General features: G+C 23.2%; 24 protein-coding genes. 5 read left to right on the top strand and 19 right to left on the bottom strand.

The annotated features are described in order from the left end of the window. Positions 1–35 precede the first annotated feature (35 nt). Positions 36–974: a rhodanese-related sulfurtransferase gene (locus tag FQV33_RS00790; protein WP_158347736.1), complete on the top strand. Its 939-nt coding sequence runs from the start codon at positions 36–38 to the stop codon at positions 972–974. Positions 975–1,025: 51 nt separating this feature from the next. On the opposite strand, the gene FQV33_RS00785 is transcribed toward FQV33_RS00790, so the two are convergent. From FQV33_RS00785 to pyrD, 3 genes are all read right to left on the bottom strand, one after another. Continuing rightward, positions 1,026–2,783 (bottom strand): ATP-binding cassette domain-containing protein, encoded by a 1,758-nt coding sequence (locus FQV33_RS00785; protein ID WP_158347734.1) that lies wholly within the window; start codon positions 2,781–2,783, stop codon positions 1,026–1,028. A 21-nt stretch (positions 2,784–2,804) separates the two neighbouring features. Further along, positions 2,805–4,898 (bottom strand): bifunctional 23S rRNA (guanine(2069)-N(7))-methyltransferase RlmK/23S rRNA (guanine(2445)-N(2))-methyltransferase RlmL, encoded by a 2,094-nt coding sequence (gene rlmKL / locus FQV33_RS00780; RefSeq protein ID WP_158347732.1) that lies wholly within the window; start codon positions 4,896–4,898, stop codon positions 2,805–2,807. A gap of 120 nt (positions 4,899–5,018) precedes the next feature. Continuing rightward, positions 5,019–6,029, bottom strand: a complete 1,011-nt coding sequence (gene pyrD, locus FQV33_RS00775) for a quinone-dependent dihydroorotate dehydrogenase (protein WP_158347730.1) — start codon at positions 6,027–6,029, stop codon at positions 5,019–5,021. A 271-nt stretch (positions 6,030–6,300) separates the two neighbouring features. On the opposite strand from pyrD, the gene pncB reads away from it, so the two are divergent. The 3 genes from pncB (at position 6,301) to FQV33_RS00760 (ending at position 10,156) form a co-directional block, all read left to right on the top strand. After that, entirely contained in the window at positions 6,301–7,503 is a 1,203-nt protein-coding gene (gene pncB / locus FQV33_RS00770; protein WP_158347728.1) for a nicotinate phosphoribosyltransferase, read from the top strand. A 69-nt stretch (positions 7,504–7,572) separates the two neighbouring features. After that, positions 7,573–8,973, top strand: coding sequence for an asparagine--tRNA ligase (gene asnS, locus FQV33_RS00765; RefSeq protein ID WP_158347726.1), 1,401 nt, complete (start codon positions 7,573–7,575; stop codon positions 8,971–8,973). A 76-nt stretch (positions 8,974–9,049) separates the two neighbouring features. After that, positions 9,050–10,156 carry a porin gene (locus FQV33_RS00760; protein ID WP_158347724.1) on the top strand — a complete coding sequence of 369 codons (1,107 nt, stop codon included), beginning with the start codon at positions 9,050–9,052 and terminating at the stop codon, positions 10,154–10,156. Between the two features lie 199 nt (positions 10,157–10,355). Here FQV33_RS00760 and FQV33_RS00755 read toward each other — a convergent pair whose 3' ends face one another. The 11 genes from FQV33_RS00755 to rluC all read right to left on the bottom strand — a co-directional run bounded on the left by FQV33_RS00755 (position 10,356) and on the right by rluC (position 18,562). Continuing rightward, entirely contained in the window at positions 10,356–10,901 is a 546-nt protein-coding gene (locus FQV33_RS00755) for a hypothetical protein (protein WP_193201186.1), read from the bottom strand. A 29-nt stretch (positions 10,902–10,930) separates the two neighbouring features. Continuing rightward, positions 10,931–11,275 (bottom strand): histidine triad nucleotide-binding protein, encoded by a 345-nt coding sequence (locus FQV33_RS00750; protein ID WP_158347720.1) that lies wholly within the window; start codon positions 11,273–11,275, stop codon positions 10,931–10,933. An 82-nt stretch (positions 11,276–11,357) separates the two neighbouring features. After that, the gene (gene ptsG, locus FQV33_RS00745) at positions 11,358–12,791 is read right to left on the bottom strand and encodes a PTS glucose transporter subunit IIBC (protein WP_158347718.1); all 1,434 of its coding nucleotides are present in this window, start codon (positions 12,789–12,791) and stop codon (positions 11,358–11,360) included. Between the two features lie 56 nt (positions 12,792–12,847). Beyond that, the gene (locus FQV33_RS00740; protein WP_158347716.1) at positions 12,848–13,621 is read right to left on the bottom strand and encodes a TatD family hydrolase; all 774 of its coding nucleotides are present in this window, start codon (positions 13,619–13,621) and stop codon (positions 12,848–12,850) included. Between the two features lie 30 nt (positions 13,622–13,651). Next, positions 13,652–14,656 carry a DNA polymerase III subunit delta' C-terminal domain-containing protein gene (locus FQV33_RS00735; protein ID WP_226856631.1) on the bottom strand — a complete coding sequence of 335 codons (1,005 nt, stop codon included), beginning with the start codon at positions 14,654–14,656 and terminating at the stop codon, positions 13,652–13,654. Beyond that, on the bottom strand, positions 14,632–15,267 hold the full coding sequence (gene tmk / locus FQV33_RS00730) for a dTMP kinase (protein WP_158347714.1): 636 nt from the start codon (positions 15,265–15,267) through the stop codon (positions 14,632–14,634). The genes FQV33_RS00735 and tmk overlap by 25 nt, the downstream gene beginning before the upstream one ends. A gap of 51 nt (positions 15,268–15,318) precedes the next feature. After that, complete coding sequence (gene acpP / locus FQV33_RS00725; RefSeq protein WP_158347712.1) at positions 15,319–15,558, bottom strand: acyl carrier protein; 240 nt, start codon at positions 15,556–15,558, stop codon at positions 15,319–15,321. A gap of 61 nt (positions 15,559–15,619) precedes the next feature. Further along, positions 15,620–16,351, bottom strand: coding sequence for a beta-ketoacyl-ACP reductase (locus FQV33_RS00720; protein ID WP_158347711.1), 732 nt, complete (start codon positions 16,349–16,351; stop codon positions 15,620–15,622). Between the two features lie 5 nt (positions 16,352–16,356). Next, the gene (fabD, locus tag FQV33_RS00715) at positions 16,357–17,286 is read right to left on the bottom strand and encodes an ACP S-malonyltransferase (protein ID WP_158347709.1); all 930 of its coding nucleotides are present in this window, start codon (positions 17,284–17,286) and stop codon (positions 16,357–16,359) included. A 111-nt stretch (positions 17,287–17,397) separates the two neighbouring features. Beyond that, positions 17,398–17,562, bottom strand: a complete 165-nt coding sequence (gene rpmF / locus FQV33_RS00710) for a 50S ribosomal protein L32 (RefSeq protein WP_158347707.1) — start codon at positions 17,560–17,562, stop codon at positions 17,398–17,400. A 55-nt stretch (positions 17,563–17,617) separates the two neighbouring features. Then, on the bottom strand, positions 17,618–18,562 hold the full coding sequence (gene rluC / locus FQV33_RS00705) for a 23S rRNA pseudouridine(955/2504/2580) synthase RluC (RefSeq protein ID WP_158347704.1): 945 nt from the start codon (positions 18,560–18,562) through the stop codon (positions 17,618–17,620). Positions 18,563–18,850: 288 nt separating this feature from the next. Between rluC and rne the strand changes: the two genes are divergently transcribed. After that, a complete protein-coding gene (rne, locus tag FQV33_RS00700; RefSeq protein ID WP_158347702.1) occupies positions 18,851–21,583 on the top strand; it encodes a ribonuclease E in 2,733 nt (910 codons plus the stop codon). A gap of 137 nt (positions 21,584–21,720) precedes the next feature. On the opposite strand, the gene FQV33_RS00695 is transcribed toward rne, so the two are convergent. The 5 genes from FQV33_RS00695 to flgG all read right to left on the bottom strand — a co-directional run bounded on the left by FQV33_RS00695 (position 21,721) and on the right by flgG (position 26,551). Next, positions 21,721–23,352 carry a FlgK family flagellar hook-associated protein gene (locus tag FQV33_RS00695; RefSeq protein WP_158347700.1) on the bottom strand — a complete coding sequence of 544 codons (1,632 nt, stop codon included), beginning with the start codon at positions 23,350–23,352 and terminating at the stop codon, positions 21,721–21,723. A gap of 21 nt (positions 23,353–23,373) precedes the next feature. Next, positions 23,374–23,688 carry a rod-binding protein gene (locus FQV33_RS00690; RefSeq protein ID WP_158347698.1) on the bottom strand — a complete coding sequence of 105 codons (315 nt, stop codon included), beginning with the start codon at positions 23,686–23,688 and terminating at the stop codon, positions 23,374–23,376. Further along, complete coding sequence (locus tag FQV33_RS00685) at positions 23,688–24,797, bottom strand: flagellar basal body P-ring protein FlgI (RefSeq protein ID WP_158347696.1); 1,110 nt, start codon at positions 24,795–24,797, stop codon at positions 23,688–23,690. Before FQV33_RS00685 ends, FQV33_RS00690 begins: the two co-directional genes overlap by 1 nt. Before the next feature lie 181 nt (positions 24,798–24,978). Continuing rightward, entirely contained in the window at positions 24,979–25,695 is a 717-nt protein-coding gene (locus FQV33_RS00680) for a flagellar basal body L-ring protein FlgH (protein ID WP_158347693.1), read from the bottom strand. 73 nt (positions 25,696–25,768) lie between these two features. Next, a complete protein-coding gene (gene flgG, locus FQV33_RS00675) occupies positions 25,769–26,551 on the bottom strand; it encodes a flagellar basal-body rod protein FlgG (protein ID WP_158347691.1) in 783 nt (260 codons plus the stop codon). Positions 26,552–26,556 lie beyond the last annotated feature (5 nt).

Genomic DNA, 26,556 nt, shown 5'->3' with positions numbered 1-26,556 from the left:
TACCATATTTATTTTTAAAATAGTGTGAGTTTATCATGTCGATTTTACATAATTGTATTTCTAAAAAAGAATTAAAAAATCATATACTTTTAAATAGAAAACCTCGTTTAATTCTTTCTTTTTACAAGTATTTTTATATTAAAGAACCTAAAAATTTTAGAGATGAAATTTATAAAAATTTTTTTGAATATAATATATTAGGTAGAGTATATATATCTCATGAAGGAATAAATGCTCAAATTAGTATTCCTGTTAATATGTATTCAGTATTTAAAAAATTTTTATATCAATTTAATCCAGTATTAAATGGTTTACGAATTAATAAAACATTTAATATTAACAATACAAATGCATTTTGGATACTTTCTGTAAAACTTAAAAAATATATTGTTAATGATGGAATTAAAGATCCTTTATTTAAATTTAAAAATGTTGGAAAATATATTAATGCAGAACAAGTTAATTTAATGTTAAATAATAAAGATACAATATTTGTTGACATGAGAAATTCTTATGAATATAAAATAGGTCACTTTCCTAATGCTGTAGAAATTAAGAGTAAAACTTTTCGAGAACAATTAAAAAACGTAATAAAAGTTATGAACTATGATAAAAAGAAAAATATAGTAATGTATTGTACAGGTGGAATTCGTTGTGAAAAAGCAACATCTTGGATGATTTTTAATGGTTTTAAGAATATTTATCATATAGAAGGTGGAATAATTGGATATGTAAATGAAGCAAAGAAAAAAAGATTACCTATTTTATTTAAGGGTAGTAATTTTGTATTTGATAATCGTATGAGCGAAAAAATATCAAAAGATATCATGTCTGTTTGTAATCAATGTCGTCAACCTTCAGATAATTATGTAAATTGTGCTTTTAATTTATGTCATTTATTATTTATTCAATGTGGTAATTGTGCAATTAATTTTAAACATTGCTGTTCTTTAAATTGTATGAAATCTATATAATTTCTATAAAAGTAAAGAGCACATTAAATTTTCAATTAATTGTTTAAGTTTTTATTTATATTTTTCTAAATTTTCCCAACATATTAATTGTTTTTCTAGTTTTTTTTCTTCTAAATTTAATTTTTTTAATATAGGTAATTGATTAATAATATTTTTTTTAAAAAATTCAGGTTTATTGATTTCATCTTGTAAAATTTTAATATTTTTTTCTATATTTTCAATTTGATTTAATATTTTTTTTATTTCTTTTTTTAGTTGATTTTGATTTGATAAGTTTAATTTTTTATTTAAAGTGTATATATTTTTTTTATTTTTGTTTTTTTTAATTTCTTTTTCTGTTGGTTCTTTATATGCACCTAAATGTGTAGTAATTAATCCATTTCCTTTAAATAGCCAATATTTATTTACTGTATTTTGAATAAAATGTCTATCATGACTTACTATTAAAACAGTTCCGGAATATTGAATAATAATTTTTTCTAATAATTCTAATGTTTCTAAATCTAAGTCATTTGTTGGTTCGTCAAAAATTAACACATTATTTTTTTTTAAAAATAATTTAGCTAAAAGCAATCTATTGCATTCTCCACCAGATAAAGTTTTTACTAATCTTGCAAGATCATATGGTTTAAATAAGAATTTTTTTAAATATCCTACTAAATGTTGTTCTTTTCCATTAATTAATATTTTATCTTTACCTTCGTTAATATTATCTAAAATAGATTTGTTAGAATTTAAAATAGATCGATTTTGATCAAAATATGCTATCTTTAGTTGTTTTCCTGAATAAAAATCTCCTGTTTGAACTTGATTTTCTCCTATTAGTATTTTAATCATAGTACTTTTACCAGAACCATTTTTACCGATTAATCCTATTTTATCACCATGCTGTATTATTGAAGAAAAATTTTGAATAATAGTTTTGTTTTTTATACAAAAATTTATATTTTTTAACTTAAAAGCTATTTTTCCAGAATAATCTTTAATTTCATTAATTGTAATATTATTAAATTTTTCTACTTTTTTATAATTTTTATTCTCTTTTCTTAATATTTCTAAATTTCTTACTCTACCTTCATTTCTTGTAGTACGTGCTTTAATTCCTTTTTTAATCCAAATTTCTTCTTTTTCCAATTTTTGATCAAATAATTTTTTTTTAACTTTTTCAATAGAATTATTTTGATATTTTAATTTAATAAATTTTTTATAATCCCCTGGGAAAGATATTAATTTACCTCTATCAAGATCAATAATTCTTGTACAAACCTTTTCAATGAACCATCTATCATGTGATATAAAAACAATACTACCAGAAAATTTTTTTAAAAAATTTTCTAACCATTTAATTGTATTCATATCTAAATGATTAGTAGGTTCATCAAGTAATAATATATCAGGTTCATCTACTAAAGTTGCGCTTAATGCAATTTTTCTTAAAAATCCACCAGATACTTCTGAAAGTAAGGTATTTTTATTTAATTTTAATATGTCAATTATTTTTTCTATTTTTATAATTTCATTAGTATTAATTTTTTTAAACTTTTTTTTAATAAATTCAAAAATAGAAATATTTAAATAATTTAAATTTTCTTGTGCTAAATACGAAGTTTTAATATTTTTTCTATATGAAATAACACCTTTATCTAAGTCTTGTGTTTTATTAATTATTTTTAATAACGTTGATTTTCCAGCTCCATTTTTACCAGTCAAACAAATGCGTTCGTTTTTGTTTATATAAAAAGAAGCATTTTTTAGTATTTCTAAATTGCTAAATGATAATGAAGCATCTTTAATGCTAATTAAATTCATAGTTTTCTCATGTAAAATTTACTATATATGTTTTATTAACCAAGAATAATATTTTTTATTTAAAAAATCTTTTGATTGTACTAAATGGGTAATGTTTTTAACATATAATTGCATTTTATTAACTTCATCAAAATTAATTTGAAAATTATTTGTAGAACTTGAAAAAATAATATAACCATTTTTTCTTAAATTTTTTTTTAAACTGTTTATTAAATCAAGATAATCTTTTTTTAATTCAAAAATTTTTTTCATTTTTTTAGAATTTGAAAAAGTAGGTGGATTAAGAAATATTAGATCAAATGTTTGATAATTTGATTTAATCCACTCTAAACAATTTGATTGAATAAAAGAATGTTGTTTTCCAATTAAATTGTTAATTGACATATTTTTTATTGACCATTGTATATATGTTTTAGATATATCTATAGTTGTTGTAGTTTTAGCACCTCCCAATCCAGCATAAACACTAGCGCTGCCAGTATATGCAAATAAATTTAAAAAATCTTTTCCATAAGACATTGTATTAATAAGTTTTCTTATACGTCGATGTTCTAAAAATAATCCAGTGTCTAAATAATCAGTTAAATTTATTAATAATTTTGCATAATATTCTTGAACTATAAAAAATTTATTGCTATTAAAAAGTTTTTGATATTGTGATTTATTTTTTTGTTTTTTTCTGATTTTAAATACTATGTTATCTATTGGAATAGATAGTATTTCTTTAGTGTAATAAATTGCATGGCATAATCTTTTATAAGCATAATGTGTATTTATTATTTTTGGTGATTCATATTCTTGAATGATTAACCATTTTTTATAAACATCTACAACAATATTATAATTAGGTATATCTCTATCATATATACGAAAACATTCTATTTTTTTAAAATCATTCCATTTTTTTAATTTTTGAATATTTTTTTTTAATCTATTTTCATATTCTGTATTTTTTTGATTCAGTATTTCTGAAAATATTTTATAATTTTTTAAAAAACAGTTTAATGGACCATTTTTAAAAAATAATTTTTCATAAGCTTGCATTTGTAAAAAATTTGATAAAAATTCTGATGCAGTAAAAATTGATAATTTCCAATTTTCAAAATATTTTTTAAATATATATCCCATGTGAATATATAACGATACTAAAGCGTTTTCAGTATTTTCTCTTTCTCCATATGGCGGATTGATTAATAACGTTCCAATTTCTTTTTCTTTATATGGATTATTAAGATCATTTAAATTAGATGTTGAAAATTGAATAATATCTAATACATTTGCATTAAATGCATTTTCTTTAGCTTGTTCTATAATCTTATTATTACAGTCATATCCTATAAATAAATTTTTTTTACATTCTTTTATTTTAGTTTCAAATTTTTTATTTGCTTCATTAAGAACTGTATTCCATAAAAATTTATTATATCCTTTCCAAGATTGAAAACCCCATCTTGTTCTTTTTAGTCCTGGTGCCCTATCAGAATAAATCATTGCAGCTTCAATCAATAATGTTCCTGACCCACACATTGGATCGATTAAAGGACTGTTTTTTATCCATGCAGAACTTAATACAATTGCTGCGCTTAAGTTTTCTTTAATTGGTGTAGTATTAGAAAATTTTCGGTATCCTCTTTTATTTAAAGACTGACCACTTAAATCTAACATAATATCTATTGTGTTGTGGTTTAATATTGCTTGAATTCGAATATCAGGAGTAATAAGATTAATATTAGGACGCATAGAATATTGTTTGTAAAATTGATCAACAATCGCATCTTTTATAGTTAATGCTCCAAATAAACTATTTCGAATAATATTATTATTTCCTTTAAATTTTACTAAAAAAGTTTTATTTAAATATAAAATTTTATCCCAATTAATTTGGTAAGTGTGAATATATAGATCATTATTATTTTTAATAATAAATTTTTTAATGCATATAAAAATTCTTGAAGCAATTCGACTCCATATTAAACTTTTATATAGTAATACATCTTCAGCTTCATAATAAATACCTCCTTTAGTTATATTTAAGTTTTTTGCTCCTAAAAAAATGAGTTCACTTTCTAATAATTTTTCACATCCTAAATTTGTACTAGCATATAAATAATTCATTTTATATATCTTATAGTATAAAATTATTTTTTTAAAAAATATAATTTTTTTAAATATTTTATTTTAAAATAATTTATCGTGTTTATTTTTAAATTAAAATTTTTATAAAAATAAAATACTTTATAATTTTTTGATTATATTTCTAATAAGTTTTGGACCATGGTATATTAGTCCAGAATATATTTGTATTAATTTAGCTCCTGATTTAATTTTTTCTTTTGCTGAATTTATAGAATTAATTCCTCCTACGCCAATTATAGGAATGTTTTTTTTAAGTTGTTTGTATAATATTGAAACTATATCATTACTTTTTCTTTGCAAAGGCAAACCACTTAACCCTCCTTTAATTTGACTGTTTTTTATTTTATGTATTAATGAATGGTCTAAAGTGGTATTAGTTGCGATCACTGCATCTATTTTAAATTTAATTAATTGCTGTGAGATATAAATTATCTCATTTCTTGATAAGTCTGGTGAAATTTTAATCGCTATTGGCACATATTTTGAATGTTTTATATGCATTTCTTTTTGTTTTCTTTTTGTTTTCTTTAGTAAATTTTTAAATAATACTCCGAATTGTAAATTTCTTAAATTTTTTGTATTAGGAGAAGAAATATTAATAGCAATATAATCAGTATAACAATATATTTTTTCTATACATATTAAATAATCATTTATTGCATTTTCAATAGAAGTATTTTTATTTTTTCCTATATTTACTCCAATTATACCTTTAAATTTTGATTTTTTAATATTATTAATAAGATTTTCTATACCAAGGTTATTAAATCCCATTTTGTTAACAATTGCTTCTTCTGAAAGCATTCTAAATATTCTTGGTTTTGGATTTCCTACTTGAGGTAATGGAGTGACTGTACCTAATTCAATAAAACCAAATCCTAATTTAGAAAAAAAATCTATATACTCTCCATTTTTATCCATTCCAGCAGCTAAACCAACTTTATTGGGAAATGTTAATCCCATACATTTAATTGGTCTTGATGGAATAGGTTTTAAAAACATATCTATTAGTATCTGAATATATTTAGAATTAAGACATTTTAATGTCAGTGTATGTGATTTTTCAGGCTCTATTAAAAACAAAAGTTTACGTACAAAATAGTAAAACATTATAATTCCTTTTTAATTTTAAAATAAAATATGTATTTTAAAACTATTTTTTCATTGATATGTAAAAAAATATAATTGTTTTGTTATAATTTTAATAAACATTAAAAATTTAACATTATTATTCAGTTATAATAAATATATATTTTTTTCAAAAATTGATAACTTTTTTATTTATGTTATATTTTTATATAAATTTTATAGATAATTTTATATATAAAATCGTATAGTAATGATCATTAATATAAAAAAGTAGAATAAAAATAGATACATTATGAAGAAATATAATTATCCAATAGTAAAAACATTGCTAGATACTGATGCATATAAACTTCATATGCAGCAAGCTGTATTTTTTTGTTATAAAAATGTTAATGTTGTTGCAGAGTTTATTTGTAGAGGTGCTAATTTTTTAGGAATTTATTCACATATTTTATTAGATCAAATTAATATGATGGCATCTTTATCTTTGAGTCATGAAGAATATCTATATATGAATTCTTTTCCATTCTTTAAAAAAGAATATTTATATTGGTTAAAAAATTTTCGTTATAATATAACACAAGTAGAAGTAAATAATTATTATGGTCAATTACATATTCGAATTACTGGCCCATGGCACGAGGTAATTTTATGGGAAGTTCCTATTTTATCATTAATTAGCGAAATTTTTCATAAAAACCATTATCCTGATATTACTCCAAATATTGCAGTAGATTATTTAAACTTAAAGTTAAAAAAATTTTTTAATTATACTAAAAATTTAGATTTATCTCGTTTAAAAATCATTGATTTTGGAACAAGACGCAGATTTTCATATGATGTACAATATTCTATTATTAAAAGCTTAAAAAAACGATTTCCTTTTTTAGTTGGTTCAAGTAATTATCATATTTCTCGTATTTTAAAATTATCTCCAGTAGGAACCCAGGCACATGAATGGTTTCAAGCGCACCAACAAATTAGTTCTAATTTAAAATATAGTCAATCTTTAGCTTTGAAAATATGGTTATGTCAATATAATAGGCATTTAGGCATTGCGCTAACAGATTGTATTACAATGGATGCATTCTTGCGTGATTTTGATTTATCTTTATCTAAATCATATCAAGGTATCAGACATGATTCAGGTGATCCAATACAATGGGCTGAAAAAGCTTTAAAACATTACCAACATTTAGGAATTGATCCTTCTACTAAAACATTATTATTTTCAGATAATTTAAATTTTAAGAAAATTATAACTTTATATAAAAAATTTAATAAGAGAATTAATGTTATATTTGGTATTGGAACAAAATTAACTTGTGATATTCCCAATGTGAAACCACTCAATATTGTAATTAAATTAGTTAAATGTAATGGAAAACCAGTGGCAAAAATATCGGATAGTCCTGGTAAAACATTTTGTTTAGATAAAGAATTTATGAAATCTTTATTTAAAGCATTTAATTTACCTTTAAAAAATATAAAATAAGATTGGTAATTTTGATAAAACTTATTTCTATAGCTATTCTTTAAGAAATAAGGTATAAGGGAAAAAATTATGAATACAGTATCAATATCGAAAATATATCAAAATGATATTATCTTAAATAGTTCAATTACTGTATATGGATGGGTTCGAAATCGTAGAAGTTCAAAATCTGGGTTTTCTTTTATTACAGTATATGATGGTTCATGTTTTCATTCAATACAAGTTATTGCTAATAATACTTTATACAATTATGATAAAGAAATACTTCGTTTAACTATTGGATGTTCTGTATTAATTAAAGGTAAGCTTATTTTATCTTTAGGTGAAAAACAAAAATATGAGATTCAAGCAATAGAAGTTCAGGTGTTAGGATGGGTTGAAAATCCAGATACTTATCCAATTTCTGCGAAAAAACATAGTCTAGAATATTTGCGAGAAGTAGCACATTTACGTGGAAGAACAAATTTAATTGGGGTGATAGTAAGGATAAGAAATTATGTATTTCAATCATTACATAAATTTTTACATAAAAAAGGTTACTATTGGATTCCAACACCTATTATTACTGGTTTTAATGCAGAAGGTGCTGGAGAAATGTTTAATGTTTCAACATTAAATATGAAAGATATTCCTAAAAAAGATAATGGTTCCGTTGATTTTAAAAAAGATTTTTTTGGAAAAGAATCTTTTTTAACTGTTTCGGGACAACTTAATTTAGAAACATATGCTTGTTCTGTATCTAAAGTATATACTTTTGGACCAACTTTTAGAGCTGAAAATTCAAATACCATTCGTCATTTAGCGGAATTTTGGATGTTAGAAGTTGAGTCATCTTTTGTAAATTTAAATGAAATATCTAAATTTGCAGAAGAAATGCTAAAATATGTTTGTAAAGATGTTTTAAAAAATTGTATTGAAGATATTAAATTTCTTAAAAATTATATTGATAGTGATATAATTAATCGTCTTAAAAAGTTTTTGTTATTAGATTTTATACGTATAAAGTATATTGATGCTATAAATATTTTAATTAATTCTCGAAATAAATTTGATAAAAATATTGTCCCAGGAATAGATTTAAGTTCTGAACATGAACGTTATCTTGTTGAGAAACACTTTAAAAGACCTGTAATAATTACTGATTATCCTAAAGAATTAAAAGCGTTTTATATGAGATTAAATAATGATGAAAAAACTGTTGCAGCAATGGATATTTTAGTTCCAGGTGTGGGTGAATTAATAGGTGGTTCTCAACGTGAAGAACGTATTTCTATATTAGATTTACGTTTATCTGAGTTAGGTTTAAAAAAAGAAGAATATTGGTGGTATCGAGATCTTAGACGTTATGGTACTGTTCAACATTCAGGTTTCGGAATGGGTTTTGAGCGATTTATTTCTTATATTACTGGAGTTTCTAATGTAAGAGATATTATTCCATTTCCTCGTACTGTTAAAAGCTCTCATTTTTAAATAAATTTTTTATATCAAATTATTTTTATAATTGTTTGATTTATATTAAATTTACTAATAAGGTAATTTAAAAATTATGAACAAAAAAAAATCTTTATCAATGTTAATACCAATATTATTTGCGACTAGCAGTGCAGTTACAGCTGCAGAAATTTTTAATAAAAATGGTAATAAATTAGAATTATATGGCAGTATAAATCCTAATCATGATTTTTCTAATCAATTTTTATCTACTAAAATTACTTCGAAAGAAGATAATACAAATGGTATTTTAGGATTATCCGGAAAAGTTAATATTACTAATAAACTTTCTAGTTATGCAAAAATAGAATATAAAACTGATTTTTTTATGCCTGAAGACTTAATGAATAAACAACAATCTAGTACTATACGTTTAGGATATGCTGGTTTGAAATATGGTAATTTAGGATCTATAGATTATGGTAGAAATTATGGTGTTATTCATGATGTAGAATCTTTAATTAATTATTCTCCATATATTAAAAATGACAGTGTTTTTGCATATAATGATAATTATATGGTAAGTAGAAATAGTAGTTTACTTACTTATAGAAATGATAATATTTTTGGTTTAGTTAATGGAGTTAGTTTTGCATTGCAATATCAAGATGAAACTAAAAACAGAAGTGCAAATCAAAAAAATAATTCAGGCTGGGGTGCATCCTTAAAATATGACAGTCATTCAGGATTGACTGCAATTGGTTCTTGTTTTACATCTAAAAGACCTCAATCTACAGTAGACAAAAATTTAAAAAATGAATCTGTAAGTGCATATGGATTAGGTTTTAAATATGATGCTAACAATGTATATATTGCTGCTTTTTACGGTGCTGCAAGAAATTTAACACCTCATAATGTTCATAGTAATAGTTATATAAATGAAACACAAAATATTGAAGCAATTGCAGAATATAGTTTTAAATCTGGATTTCGTCCTTCTTTAAGCTATTTAGAGTCTAAAGGCTACAATATTAATGGTTCTGAAAAAAGTGAATTAGGTTTAGCAAAACAAATTAATATTTCGACTCGTTATGAATTTAATAAAAATATTTCAACTTATATGAACTATAAAATTAATTTATTAAAAGAAAATGATTTTATTAAAACAAACAAAATTTCTACAGATAATATTATTGGTGCTGGACTAGTTTATCAATTTTAATTTGTATCGTAAGTTATTCTTTTAATTAATTTTTAAAAAAATTTTAATATAAAAAATTAAGAGTTAGAACTTTCTACTGTTTATAATTCGTAAAATATATTTTTTATTTAAATATTAAAAATATATATTTTATAATATAAATTTTAGTAGAAAGATCTACTCTATTAAACATTTTAATAATTTATAATTAATATGTATTTTATAAAAAATCAAGAGTCTTTGTTTTATAAAATATAATTTCTCCTGTTTGTACAAGTATTAATTTAATTTTTAATAATAATGATTTATTATCAATAATAATACTGCTATCAAGATAGTATGTTGCATTGTTGTTTCTAGCCAATAATATTGCAGTACTTATATTCAAAAATTGATTTTTTTCAGATAATCCTAATTCTTTTTTACTTTTATTAATTTGATTAGCATTAATAATACTAAATGTGTTTATTTTTTTTGAAACTTGATTGTTTATAACATTCGTTAATTTTTTATTTTCTAAAAAAATATTGCTTTCATTTCTTAATATATTAATGTATAACGATATTTTTTTAGAAAAAAAGATGCTTTTATCATTAGACATTTCTGAAATAATATTTTCAATGGAATTTTTAAAATTTAAAAAAATAAGATTTGTATTTTCTTCAGCAGTGTTACTTTCTTTTAAAGAAATGTGTGTTGTTTGAAAAAGTGAACAGCTATTAATACATAATAAAATAATAAATAAAAATACTGAGCTCTTACTCAAATTATTACCTTTTACAAGAATTATATTTTTTAATATAATGTTTTTAGTTTAATTCCACCTAATAAATGCATATGTAAATAATTTATTTCTTGACCTCCATTTTTATTGCAATTAATAATTATTTTATATCCATCTTTGCTAATTTTTTTTTCTTTTGCCATTTTTATTGCAATACAAAACATATGTGCAATAATATTTTGATTTTTTTGATTTATATCGTTTGCTGTTTTTATGAAATCGTTTGGTACAATTAGTATATGTATAGGAGCTTTGGGATTGATATCTTCAAAAGCAGTTACTATTTGATCTTGATATAAAATATTTGATGAGATTTCTCTTTTTATAATTTTTTGAAAAATTAAATGATTATTCATAATTAAATTTTTTTACTCATATATTTTTGTGAAACATATTTTATTAATTATTGGGCGAGTGAAGCTTTACTCACCCCCTTTTTTATGTTTTATTTATATATTCATCCATCGCTGTTTTAATATTTTCAGATCTAGTGCCAAAAACAGCTTGTATTCCTGATCCTGATATGACTATTCCCGCTGCTCCTAGGTTTTTTAAAGCAATTTTATTTACTTTTGATATTTCCAAGACTGTAATGCGTAACCGAGTAATACAAGCGTCTAAATTTTTAATGTTTTCTTTTCCGCCTAAAGCGATAATAATATCAGGTGCTATTTCAATATTATTTTTTGTAATAGTATTATTCTGATCGTATTCTCTTCCTGGAGTTTGTAAGTTAAATGTAACTATTAGAAAATAAAATATAATATAATATAAAGTACCATATAAAATACCAATAATGGGAAAAAGAAATAGTTGATTGCTATGTCCACTTAATACTATAAAATCTATAAATCCATGAGAAAAACTTGTTCCAGCGCGCATATTTAAAAAAATACATAATGGAAAAGATAAACCTGCTAAAAAAGCATGAACAACGTATAATATTGGAGCAACTAATATAAATGAAAATTCAATTGGTTCAGTAATTCCAGTTAAAAAAGCTGTTAAAGCAGCAGAAATCATAATGCTACCTATTTTTTTTTTGTTTTCTTTTTTTGCTGCATGCCAAATTGCTAATGCGGCTCCTGGTAGACCATACATTTTAAAAATAAATCCACCTGATAAATTGCCAGCAGTAGAATCTCCAGCCATATATCTTGCAATATCCCCATGAAATACTTGTCCAATAGAGTTGGTATATTCTCCAATTTGCATTTGAAATGGAACGTTCCATATATGATGCAAACCAAATGGTACTAATGCCCTTTCTACCAAACCATATAGAGAGAAAGCAAAAATTGGATTTTGGTAAGCAGCCCATTGGGAAAATATTTGAATTTTTTTTGCAATTGATGGCCAAATAAAAGATAATACTAATCCTATAAATATTGAAGATAGACCTGAAATAATAGGAACAAATCTTTTTCCTGCAAAAAATCCTAAATATTCAGGTAGTTGAATTTTATAAAATTTATTAAACATATATGCAGAAATAGCTCCTGCTATAACTCCTCCCAATATTCCTATATCAGAAAAATTTTTATTTTTTATTGTCTCAATATTTGAGTGTAATATACTTGGTTCAAGTACAGATAATGTTTTAATTAAAATACTATATGCAACAACTGCAGCTAAAGCTGCTACACCATCATTATTGCTAAATCCTAAAGCAACTCCAATTGCAAAAATTAATGGCATATTTGAAAAAACCGAACCTCCTGTTTGAGCCATAATTTCAGAAATAGTATCTGGTATTAAGCTAAAATGAGCAGATCCTATACCAAGTAATATTCCTGCGATCGGCAATACCGAAACAGGCAACATAAGTGATTTTCCGATTTTTTGAAGGTTTGAAAATACATTTTTAAACATATCAAAAAACTCCTAAGTATATATAAAATATAAATTATTAAATAATATATTTTATTTTAAAATTTAAATAATGTATAAAAATTATTTTTTATAATTTTAGCAAATTTTTCTAAATGTATTTCTTTTATTAAACAAATATGTTTTGCTATATCAAGCAAATATGCTGGTTGATTTTCTTTTCCTCTATATGGAACAGGTGATAAATATGGAGCATCTGTTTCGATTAATAAATTTTCTAACGGTATTTTTTTTAGTGTGTTTCGTAATTGAATTGAATTTTTAAAAGTAATAATTCCAGAAAAAGAAATATAAAATCCTAGATCTAATAATTTAAATGCTATTACATCATTTTCGGTAAAGGAGTGCAAAATACCTCCACATTTTTCTGCATTTTCTTCTTTTAATATTCTTATTGTATCGTCTATAGCATTTCTTGTATGTACTATAATGGGCTTATTTAATTGTATTGCAATTTGTATATGTTTTCGAAAAAAATATTGTTGTATTTCTTTTGTTTGAATTGAATAATGATAATCTAAACCTGTTTCACCTAAGGCAATAACACGTTTGTTTGTAGATAATACTTGTAATTGATTAAAATTTTTTATTTCTTTTTGACAATACAAAGGATGTACACCGCAGGAATAAAAAACAGAATTATATTTATCAAATAATTGTTTTATATTATAAAAATTACTAATAGAAGTAGATACTGTTAAAAATTTTTTTACAGAATTTTTATGTGATTTTTTCAGCATATCTTCTATGTTTTTATGTAATTCATTATAATTTAGTTGGTCAAGATGACAATGAGAGTCAATTAAAAACATAATTTTATCTCTTTAATGTAAAAATTAAGATTAAACAATAAAACCTAAAATTTTTTCCCATTTAAGTAATTGTTCTAATAATAATAATTCATTGTTAATACCAGGTATATTTGATAATCTATATCGACATTTGGTCCAGGTTTGAATACTTTGATTTAAAGTAAAATAATTATAATTATGAGAAAAAAATTGAATTAATTCTAATTGATCAAAATTAATTAATTGTTTTTTTATGTTAAAATAGATTTGTATAGCATCAAATAATAATAGACAAATCCAATCTATTTTTAATAAAGTATTATTCATGGATAAAATTGGTAATATTTTTAGTAGGTTGTAATTTTTAATGGATCTTAAAAAAAATACAAATAAATTTTTTCTTTCCTCCCAAAGTCCATTATTAATAAATTTTTTAGCAGATATTGGTGAGCCTTGGTTAATACGTAATGAAATTACATTAAATGTTTTATTTAATAAATTTTGATTTTTTAACCAATTTAAACTATTTTTTTCTTGTGGAGGAAATAATCTATATATTAAACAACGGCTATGTAATGTAGAATTAATTATTATGTTTCTATAATCTATTAAAAAAAACCAAGTGTTTTTTGGTGGTTCTTCTAAAGTTTTTAATAATGCATTTTTTGCAGATTCTGTCAACTTTTGAATATTAGATAAAAATATTATTTTATTTTTTCCTTGTTGTGGATATTTAAATATTTTTTCATTAATTTCACGAATATGATCAATAGTAATAATTTCATTTCTATTTTTCATATATTGATGCCAATCTGGATGGTTTCCTGATGACATTAGTTGACAACTATGACATTTTTTACAAGATTCGATTCCATTTATTTCATTACATAGTAACCATGTGCTAATATTCCAAACTAATGTAAATACTCCTAATCCTCTTACAGTTTTTATTAAAAATGCATGATGTGTTTTTTTTATTTGATGTTGTTTAATAATTCTTTTATATGGATTTTTGAGCCAAGGATAGTGTTTCATATAAATTGTTTTTGAAGCCATTTTAATAGTTGCTTTTTGATATTTTGAGTAACGTTTGTAATATCTAAATTAGCATTAATTTTAATAATTTTTTTGTCTGATTTTATATTATTTAAATAACTTTTTCTTGTTTTTTTAAAAAATGTTAAAGATCTTTTTTCTATTCTATCTAATGAACTGCGTTTTAATGCTCTTTGTAAACCAATTTCTGGCATAACATCTAAATATAGAGTTAAATCTGGAATAAAATCTCCTAATAATAAATTTTTTAATTGATTAATAATATTTTCATTAATACCTAAACCTCCACCTTGATAAGCTAAAGAAGATAGGTCGTGACGGTCTGAAATCACCCAATCTCCTCGATTTAAAGCTGGTTGAATAATTGTTTTTACTAATTGCATTCTTGCTGCATATATTAATAATAGTTCTGTTTCTTTTGTAATTTTTTCAGTATAATATGTTTTAATTAATTTTCTTATTTCTTCTCCAATAGGTGTACTTCCTGGTTGTCGAACTAATATAATATTTTTAATATTATGATTTTTTAGAATATTTTTTACACAAGTACATGCATGTGTTTTCCCTGCACCTTCTAATCCTTCAATTACAATAAATTTGTTTTTTATCATTATTTTTTATATATTTCATATAAATTCATTTTTTAATAGAGTTTAATAATTTTAATCTTGAAGTTTACTATTAATAAAATTTACAGCATTTTGTACTGTTTTAATTTTTTCTGCTTCATTGTCAGATATTTCTATATTAAAATCTTCTTCTAAAGTCATAATTAATTCTACAATATCTAATGAATCAGCTCCAAGATCTTCTAAAAATGAAGAATTATTAGTAATATTTTCTATTTTTATATCTAATTTTTTTGCAATAATTTTTTTTATTTTCTTTTCAATATTATTCATATTATGTTACTCACTGTTGAATATGTTGTTTTTACATATAATATATTTTATATTATATATATTACATATACATTCCACCATTTATATGTAATGTTTGTCCAGTAATATAGGAAGCTTTTTTAGAAGATAGAAATATTACAGCATCTGCTATTTCTTCTGCTTTTCCCAAGCGTTTCATTGGAATATTAGACAGATACTTTTTATATTGAAATATATTTAAATTTTTAATAAAATCTGTTTGAATAAGTCCTGGTGCTACCATATTAACAGTGATTCCTTTCGAAGCAACTTCTAGTGCTAAGGATTTATGAAATCCAATAAGACCTGATTTTGCAGTACTGTAGTTAATTTGACCTTTATTGCCTGTATAACCAATTATAGAATTAATTGTTATTATTCGTCCTTCTTTTTTTTTAATCATAGAACGAATAACAGCTTTAGAAGTATAGAATATAGATGTTAAATTAATTTTTATTATATCTTCCCACTCTGTATTATTCATATGCACTAATAATTTATCTAATTTAACTCCAGCGTTATTAACTAATATATCAATAGAATATTTATGTTTATAAATTTCTTTAATTTTTTCTGTAATCGAATTAGTATCTTTTAAATCTAAAATGAAACCGAAACCATTTTTTTTTAAATATTTATTAATTGTTTGCACTCCATATTTATTAGTAGATGTGCCAATAACTCTTATTCCTTGTTCTAATAATTTTATAGCTATTGCTTTTCCAATTCCTTTATTTGCTCCTGTCACTAGAGCTGTTTTTGTTGTAATTTTCATTATTTTTAATTTATTGTTTTGAAAGCTTGTAAAAAATATTTTTTATTACTTGTATTAAGAGATATTAAATTAATATTTTTTTTATTTAAATTAGTTAAAATATTATTTGGTCCAATTTCTAGCATAGTAAAAATATTTTTTGATTGTATAAAATCTATTATTTCTTTCCATCTTACAGTTTTATATACTTGCTTTATTAATGCTTTCTTGATATTTTCACTATTATTTTCGCATTTTACATCTACATTATTGATCACTGGTATTTTAGGTTTTTTTATTTCGATATTTTTTAATATATGTTTAATTTTTTTAGCCACTGGTTTCATTAAATAACTATGTACTGGTATGTTGAGATTAATATCAAATATAAATTGAGCTCCATTTTTTTTGCAATCTAAGCTTGCTTGGTATACATCTAGCTTATCTCCCGAAATAATTATTTGATTATCAGAATTAATACTTGCAATAGAAACAGTATTTGATGTATATTTTCGACAAATTTTCTTAACAATATTTTTATTTAAACCAATTATAGCTTTTACTAAACATGATCGATTTAACGTTACTTTTTCCATATATTGTCCACGTAAAGCAACAATTTTTAATGCATCACTAAATTTTAAAGCATTAGAACAAACTAATGCAGAATATTCTCCTAAACTATGTCCAGACATAAATAATGGATTTTTTCCATTACATTTTTTCCAAAGTTTATAAATTGCAATTGATGAAGTTAATATTATTGGTTGTGTATATTTACTATTATTTATTTTGTTTAACGGTCCTTCTCTTATGAGTTTTAATAAATTATAACCTATATGTTCTGATGCTTCTTTGAAAGTGTTTTGAAAAAGTTTTTCTTTTTGTAAAAAAGAAGATAACATGTTTATATATTGAACACCTTGACCTGGAAATAACATAGCAAATAAAGCCATTAAAACAACCTTCTCTATTCAATAAAATATTTTTAAAAATAAATTATATTTAATATTAAAACTCACTTTTTATAAAACGGTATTTTTTAAAATACCGTTATTGATGTTTTTTTAAATAACTTTTTTACCTTTATAAAATCCTTTTTGAGTTATATGGTGTCGAATATGTGTTTCTCCAGAAAACTTATCTATAGATAATGATATGTTTTTTAAAGCGTCATGTGAACGACGCATACCTCTTTTAGAACGAGTAGGTTTATTTTTTTGTACAGCCATATTGTTTTTTCTCTGTGAATATTGTTAGATAAAAATAAATTCTTTTTTAATACCATCATACAAGAGTTTGTAGAAAATTTCTAATATTCATATCTAATGGTGCTTCTATATGTAATATATTACCATTATTTGGATGTGTAAAATCAATTGAAATAGCATGCAATAAAAGTCTATTAGAATTAATTTTATTTTTAATTAATTTATCTAAATCCGAGTTTCCATAACGTTTATCAAATAATATTGGATGTCCTGCATGTAAAGTATGTGCTCGAATTTGATGTGTTCTACCTGTTTGAGGAAAAATAGACATTAATGTTGTAAAAGAATATTGTTTTTTTATTTTAAAATAAGTTTCTGAAGTTTTTCCATTATTACTAATTAACATTTTTTTTTGTTTATTTTTTAGATGAACTTTTAATAAAGGTGCTGATATTTTTTTTAAATCATGTGGCCATAAACCATGTACTAACGCAACATATTCTTTTTTTATTTTTTTTTCTCTTATTTGTTGATGCATAGATACAAGAGATGTTCTTTTTTTCGCTAAAATTAATATACCTGATGTTTCTCGATCAATACGATGTACAAGCTCAAGAAATTTATCTAGTGGACGAATATTTCGAAAGTATTCTATGACTCCAAAATTAATACCGCTTCCACCATGTACTGCAATACCAGAAGGTTTATTTATTATTAGTAAATAGTTGTCTTCATAAAGTATATTATTTAATAAATTTTTTTCATAATTATTAACATGAAAGCAGGTTTTTTCTTCGATTAAAATCTTTATCGAAGGAACTTTTAAATGATCTCCAATTTTTAATTTATAATTTGGTTTTATTCGTTTTTTATTAATTCGAATCTTTCCTGTTCTAATAATACGGTAAATCATACTTTTTGGTATATTTTTAAATTTTTTTTTCAAAAAATTATCAATTCGTTGATTTATCATATCTTCATTAATATATATAATAGATGCAGATAATATTTTATATGTCATTAAAAAAATCTCTATAATTAAGTAATTTTTTTAATTTTTATTAATTATAATATAATTAAATATATAAATATATTAGTATCAATAATTAAATTATTTATGATTTTAAATTATAGAAAAAATAATATTTATTAATTTTTAAGTTATTTTTATAGTATTTTAAAACAACTTATTTTTATATATATTTTAAATAAAAATCATAGTTAGATAATAAAATATTAATTTTTTAAAAGTATATATTTCCTGTTGATGTATTTACTTATTTATAAAAATAAGAGAGAAAATGTTACAATGAAAAGAATGTTAATTAACGCAACTCAGCAGGAAGAGTTGCGTGTTGCTCTTGTTGATGGTCAGCGTTTATATGATCTTGATATAGAAAATTCCGGATCAGAACAAAAAAAATCAAATATATATAAAGGAAAAATTACTCGTATAGAACCTAGCTTAGAAGCTGCTTTTGTAGATTATGGGATAGAAAAACATGGGTTTTTACCTTTAAAAGAAATTTCTGAAAAATATTTCCCGAAAAATTATAAGAGTAATGTACGTTTAAATATTAAAAATATTTTACAAGAAGGAAAAGAGCTTATAGTTCAAATAAATAAAGAAGAAAGAGGAAATAAAGGTGCAGCTTTGACTACTTTTATTACCCTAGCAGGAAGTTATTTAGTGTTAATGCCTAATAGTCCTAATGTTACTGGCATATCTAGAAGAGTTGAAGGCAATGATCGAATTGAATTAAAAGAATTATTATTTTCTTTAAAACTACCTAAAAATATGGGTTTAATTATTAGAACAGCGGGAGTTGGAAAATCTATAAAATCATTGCAATGGGATTTATCTCTTAGATTAAAACACTGGGATGCTATTCAAAAAGCTTCAGAAAGTAGATCTGCACCATTTTTAATTCATCAAGAAAATAATGTAATTTTTCGTGCATTTAGAGACTATTTACGCCAAGATATTGGTGAAATTTTAATTGATAATCCTCAGACACTTAATATAGCTCGAGAACATATTTCTTCTTTAGGTCGTCCAGATTTTATTAATAAAATAAAACTCTATACTGGCGAGATTCCTTTATTTAGTTATTATCAAATTGAATCTCAAATCAATTCTGCTTTTCAAAGAAAAGTCCGACTTCCTTCCGGCGGTTCAATTACAGTAGATACTACAGAAGCTTTAACAGCTATTGATATTAATTCAGCTCGTTCTACACGTGGTGTGGATATTGAAGCAACTGCATTTAATACAAACTTAGAAGCAGTTGAAGAAATTTCGAGACAATTAAGGTTGCGAGATTTAGGTGGTTTAATAGTAATTGATTTTATAGATATGACGCCTATAATCAATCAAAAATCTATTGAAAACAAACTTCGAGAAATTGTACGAGAAGATCGAGCACGTGTTCAAATTGGTAATATTTCTAGATTTGGTTTATTAGAAATGTCTAGACAAAGACTGAGCTCGTCTTTAGGTGAATCTAGTCATCATATTTGCCCTAGATGTACAGGAACAGGTACTATCAGAGATAATGAATCTTTATCTTTATCAATCTTACGTTTAATTGAAGAAGAAGCATTAAAAGAGAATACATATGAAGTACATGCTATTGTACCTATAGAAATTGCTTGTTATTTGTTAAACGAAAAACGAGATGCAGTACATGCAATTGAAAAAAGACAGGCCGGTGGGAAAACAATTATTGTTCCTAATAAAAATATGAAAACTCCTCATTATCTTGTTTCTAGAATTAGAAAAGGGGAACATATACCATCAATGAGTTACTATCTTTCTAGTGTTTTAAAGAATAAAAATTTAAAACATATTAAAAGGGAAATTATAGAAAAAAAAATTAAATCGAAACCATTTTTAAAAAATAGCACATTATTTAATTATTCTGTCAATCCAAAAAATATTATTAAGAACAAAGTATCTAAAAAAAGTATTTATAATAATTTTTTGATTAATTTTATATCCTGGATAAAAGGGTCTTTTTTTATAAAAAATATTTTTATTAAGAGTGAAGTATTGAAAAAAAATATTTTTCAGTATAAAAATAATATTTTTTTCAAGAAAGAAAATAACTTTTCAAGTAATAACACTAAAAATAATATAAATCTTATATCTATAGATGATAAAATTAAAAAAAACAATAAACTTAATTCATTTAAACAAACAAAATATAATATATCTGTTAATAATAACTATTTAAAAAAAGTTAATATTATTTATTATATGGAACAATTTAACCTTTTTAAGTTGAATTTAAATAATACAAAAAACAATATTTTTTTAAAAAAAGCAGTGTTCTTTAAAAACATCATTGCTCAGAAAAAAAATATTATTAAAAATCAAGATAAATATATTAATTTAATTAAAAATGAAAATTCTATTATTTTACAACTTCATAACACGTCTAATATTAAAAATTTAAGACCTTTAAAAAATAAATTTATTAATTTATGCTCTATTAATTCTTCAACATTAATTGGTACTAGTATTATTTTTTCATTAGAATTAGCATTAGGAAGAGTTTGGTGTAAAACTTCATTAATAAAAGTTAATACAATAAAAAAAGATAACAATTTAAGTGTTAAAAAAAAAATAAATATTTCGTCTGTTTATGAATACAATAATATTATTAAAAAAAATATATCATTAAAACAATTTAATAATTTAAAAGAAAATAAAAAAAATTGTTTTTATAAAATTAAAAAAAATTTTCAAGATCTAAATATAATTCAAGAAAGAAAAAAAAATAAATTATCTTATAACAAAGATCATATGTTAACATCAAATCAAAAAAAAATTTTAGGTAATCAAAATTTAAATAAAGAAAAAAACAAAAATCAAGCTTATGCACCTATTACTAAAATTTTTAATAACACACTTTCTAATAAACATAAAAAAATAATAAAATCTTCAATTTTTTTAGTAAAACCAAATAAAAAAAAGAGTTCTGCCGGAGCACATTCTGCAACTAATTTTTCTACTTCACCTATTACTAAAACTGAATAAAATTATTTTTTTATAAATTATTGTACTTTATATTAAATATTCAAAAATAAATTAATTCATTATTAAAAAAAATAAATATAAAAAATAAAAACTTACTTTTTAAAGTAAGTTTTTATTTTGAGAAAAACTTATAAATATTAACTATAACAATCAATAATATCATTGAAAATACTTTCAGCCATTTTTAAGATTTTCACATTTGCAATATAACATTTTTGTTCGTAACTAAGCTTTTGATAATCTTCATTTATATCATCAGATACTGATAATTTTTTATTTTGTAATATTTTAATCATTTGACGTTTAAAAGGAACTTTTTCTTCAAGATCATTACATTTATAAGATATAGATTTTAAAAATTTCAGATAAGACATACCTAATGTATCTTTTTTATTTACTAATTTATCTTTATTTAAATTCTGTATGATAATTGCGTTATTTTTATTTTGCTGACTAATATCATTTGTTGAGGAAAATGCAAATGGACTATTTTCTACAATTAGCAATTCTAGTTCATCTAATGTTTTAGCATATGGTTTGATCATATACATATTACCTTCGTTGTTATTTCCTTCAATTTTTAACTCCATTCCATCAAAAGTAAGATATGTATTATTATTATTTTGATATATTTCTGGTTCAAATATTGTTTGATCGCGTAATCTTTGAACTATCCAGTGATTATTTCTCATAGATACTACATAATCAGTATCTTCTGCTTCGTTAGTAGACATCCATTTAATAGAAGTAAAAGGATTTGATTGATTCTTTGAACTAGATATAATTTGAGGTTCACTGATATTAAATACTTGTTTTCCAATGTTACCAAGTAAATCATATCCTAATGTATGATTTTCATTGATACTATCAGCAAAATTTACAGTTAGTTGTCCAAGTTTATTTTTAGCATTTTTTAACTCTTCTCTTCGAAATGAAAAAAGTCCACCTAAAGATCCACTTGGAATCATATGTTCCATTTTTTTAAGTTTTTTTTCATTTTCATCCCAATATGCAACACTAACATATTTTTCATCAGTATTAGATGTTAAAATCATTAAATTTTTCTTTTTATCATTCTTGATAAGAGACATACCACTATTTAAGCGTACTTCAAAATTATCATTATCTTTAATTACTGTAACACCGATAATATCATTTAACTCATCGACTAGTTGATCCCTCTCAGCAATATATTTGTATATACCGTTAGGAGCTTCTTTTACTGGAAAATAGTGAATATCAATGTTGAGATTATAAATTTTATTAATTAAGATATTTGCTTTTTTTATTTTTTCTAATATATTATTTCTAACATCATTTTCTAATAAATTTAATTTATCATGAAAAATTTTTAATTCACTTATAATATTTTTTAAATTAGTTTCAATTTCTTCATTAAATACATTTTGATTTCTATTAACAATATTTTCCTGTATAGAAGAGTATAATTTATTCATCAAGTCATTAAATACATGTATTTTCTCAATAAATAAATCTTCTAATTTTAAATATTCTTCAATACGTGTCTGTTCATCTTGTACTCGTTCACTGGTTTTTCGTTTTTCTTCTTCAATAAAATTATTATATTCATCATATACTTTTTGTATTCTTACTCCTGCATTAGCATTAGATTCATCTATATTATTCTCTACTGAAACACGTTCTGATGAATTTCTATAATTTGGATTTAAAACTTTTTCTGATGTATTATCAATTAATATTTGTATAGCATTAATATTAGAAATAGTAGAAGTTAATATGGAACTCATATAGCTCCCCTTAAGAAATTGTTATATATGTAGTTTTTTTTGTTCAATTTGTTTTAAAATAATATCTGATAATCCAATACCTTTTTTAGTTAATTCTTTTGAAATTTGCTCATCATATACTTCCGTATATAAACGACTTTGATCGTTATCTAATAAATTCCCTTCTGTCAAGGAATATCTCATACTTTTCAATAACATATGAATAAAAATACCTTCAACTTGCTTAGCAGTTTCTAAGGAATATTTTTGAGGATTAATTTTTACTTGATATTTTAAATCATCGACTAATTTAGCATGGTAGTTTGTTATATTAAATAAATATAAATTGTTTTGCATTAAATAATTTCCAATTTCGCGTAAAGACAACCTGCACTTTTCATTGATTGAAGAATAGATATTAATTCATCAGGCTTAGTTCCTAAAGAATTTAATGCTCGTACTATGTTATTCAAACTTTCATTATTAAGTGTTTCATTTTCAAGATAATTTTTATCATTAATACTTGTTAACAAATTTGATTTATCATTTAATGATGAGCGTGAAAAACTTAAATGATTATTTGTATTAATTATTTTATTAACTATTACAGATAAATTTTTATGAGAAACAATGCATGTTCCTAATCTTACTTCTTTATTCATAACAATTGAACCAGTCCGAGGATTGACTATTACTTTTGCTTCTTGTGATGGCATTGAAATATCTATATCTTGAATATTAGAAAGCATATGAACTTGTATTGTATTATTAGCATATGTATTTAATTGTACTGTTTTAGAATTTATTGCGATAGCTGTATCTGGATACTTTATGTTAATCATATCACTTATTTTTTGTGCAATACTAAAATCTTCTTGATTTAATTGTAGGTTAATTATTTTTTTCTTTCCAAAATTAGTATTTATTTCTTTCTCAATTGTTGCTCCATGATGAATTTTTCCTGAATTTACTTGATTAAGTATCATGGGATTATTTTTTTTTTGAGAATTACTTTTTTCAGATACTAATATATTTCCTTGAGCAATTGCATAAATTTGATTATCAGTTCCTTTTAAAGGAGTCATTAGTAGTGTTCCTCCTTTAAGACTTTTTGCATTCCCCATAGAAGAAACGACTACATCTATTTGTTCTCCTGTATGGCTAAATGGAGGTAATTTTGCTGTAACTATTACAGCTGCTACGTTTTTTAAATGTAAATTAGTATCTGGTGGAATCGTAACACCTAATTGAGAAAGCATATTATATAATGATTGGTTAGTAAATGGGGCTTGTGTTGATTGGTCACCAGTTCCATCTAAACCTACTATTAAACCATAACCAATTAGTTGATTATCTCTTATACCTTCAATACTAGTTAAATCACGTATTTTTTCGGCATGAGCAAAAGAATAAAAACTTATTAAAATACAAATAATAAATTTTAATAACGATATTATCTTAAACATAAAATACCTTATACATTTACTTTATTAATTCTATTTTTAAATATATATTATATACAAAATATATAATATGTCATTTATGAATAATTTTTAATTTTATATAAAATCTTTGCTCATAAAGGATTATTTTCTATCCTTTATGAGTTTAAATGATATTAAGAATTTTATTTTTTAATTTTTAATATTAAATAGGAGAAATTTTTAATAACAATCGTTGTAACCAACCCATTTTTTGAGTTTCATTCATTCGACTATTACTGACATATTCAATACGTGTATCCGCAATTTGAGTTGAAGCAATTAAATTGTTTTTATTAATGTTATGAGGATTAATGACTCCTGAAAATCGAATAAATTCTATTCCTTCATTAATAGCCACTTGTTTTTCACCAACTACTTGTAAATTTCCATTTGGAAGTACTTTTTTTACAGTTACAGTAATGAGACCTGTAAATGTATTTTTAGCTGAATGACTACCTTTTCCATAAAAATCATTTTTTCCTATACTATCAAATCCTGTTTTACTTTCATTAATATTAAATCCTAATATAGGATTTAATTGTCCTGGTGTAATTGTCATGCCTAAATTTGCCGTACCATTTCGGCTCATATTAGAAGAAGAACTATTACTTGCACTGATATTCTCTTGTAATACAATAGTTATTGTATCTCCAATATTATGAGATCGATGGTCTTCAAATAGTGGTTGATAGCCATAATTGATAGGTGTCGTTTCTTGAAATAAAGAACCATTTGTAGTTTTAGGAAAAACATTTGGAGCTATAGCTGTAGTAATCCCACTAACTAAAGGTTGATGTTCAACAGAAGCGCAACTTTGAATCGCTAATAAAGCAAGAATAGTTAAATAATATTTAATTTTATAACTAAATAACTTTACCACAGAAAAATGATCCTTAATAAAAAAATTTTAATATATAAATTTTTAAATTCATTTTTAGTATAAAGATCAATTGTTATAATTGAGATAATTTTTGCAACATTTGATCTGAAGTATTTATAGATTTACTATTAATTTCATAAGCTCGTTGAGTTTGAATCATATTTACTAATTCTTCAGCAACGTTAACATTAGATGTTTCAACATACCCTTGATATAACAAACCTGTTCCATTTAGACCTGGCGTGGTATCTATTGGGCTTCCAGATGCTTGTGTTTCTTGATATAAGTTTTCTCCTAGACTTTCTAATCCAGAATCATTAATAAAGTTAATTAAATTTAATTGACCGATAGAAATTGGTTGAGTTTGTCCTTGTGTAACTACACTTACAATACCATCTCTTGCTATATTAATATTTGTCGAATTAGGTGGAATATTTATTTCAGGTACTACTGTAAATCCACTATTAGTTACTAGCTGACCATTTTGATCTAACTGAAATGAACCATCTCTTGTATATGCTGTATTTCCATCTGGCAATTGTACTTGAAAAAAACCTGGTCCATTAATAGCTACATCTTTTGAAGAATCTGTTTTAGATAGATTTCCTTGACTATGAATTCTTTCAGTAGCAACAGGTCTTACCCCGGTACCTATTTGTAATCCTGAAGGTAAAGTTGTATCAATAGACGAATTTGTACCTGCTTGTCGTATTGTTTGATACATTAAGTCTTCAAAAACTGCTCTAGACCTTTTAAATCCGTTTGTACTAACGTTTGCTAAATTATTAGAAATAACATTCATATTAATTTGTTGTGCATCAAGACCTGTTTTAGAAATCCATAAAGAAGGAATCATACTTT

The organism is Buchnera aphidicola (Aphis fabae) (assembly GCF_009069125.1).
Lineage (GTDB): Bacteria > Pseudomonadota > Gammaproteobacteria > Enterobacterales > Enterobacteriaceae > Buchnera > Buchnera aphidicola_BB.
The sequence above is the reverse complement of the archived record's forward strand: the minus strand, read 5'-3'. Positions and strand labels throughout refer to the sequence as shown.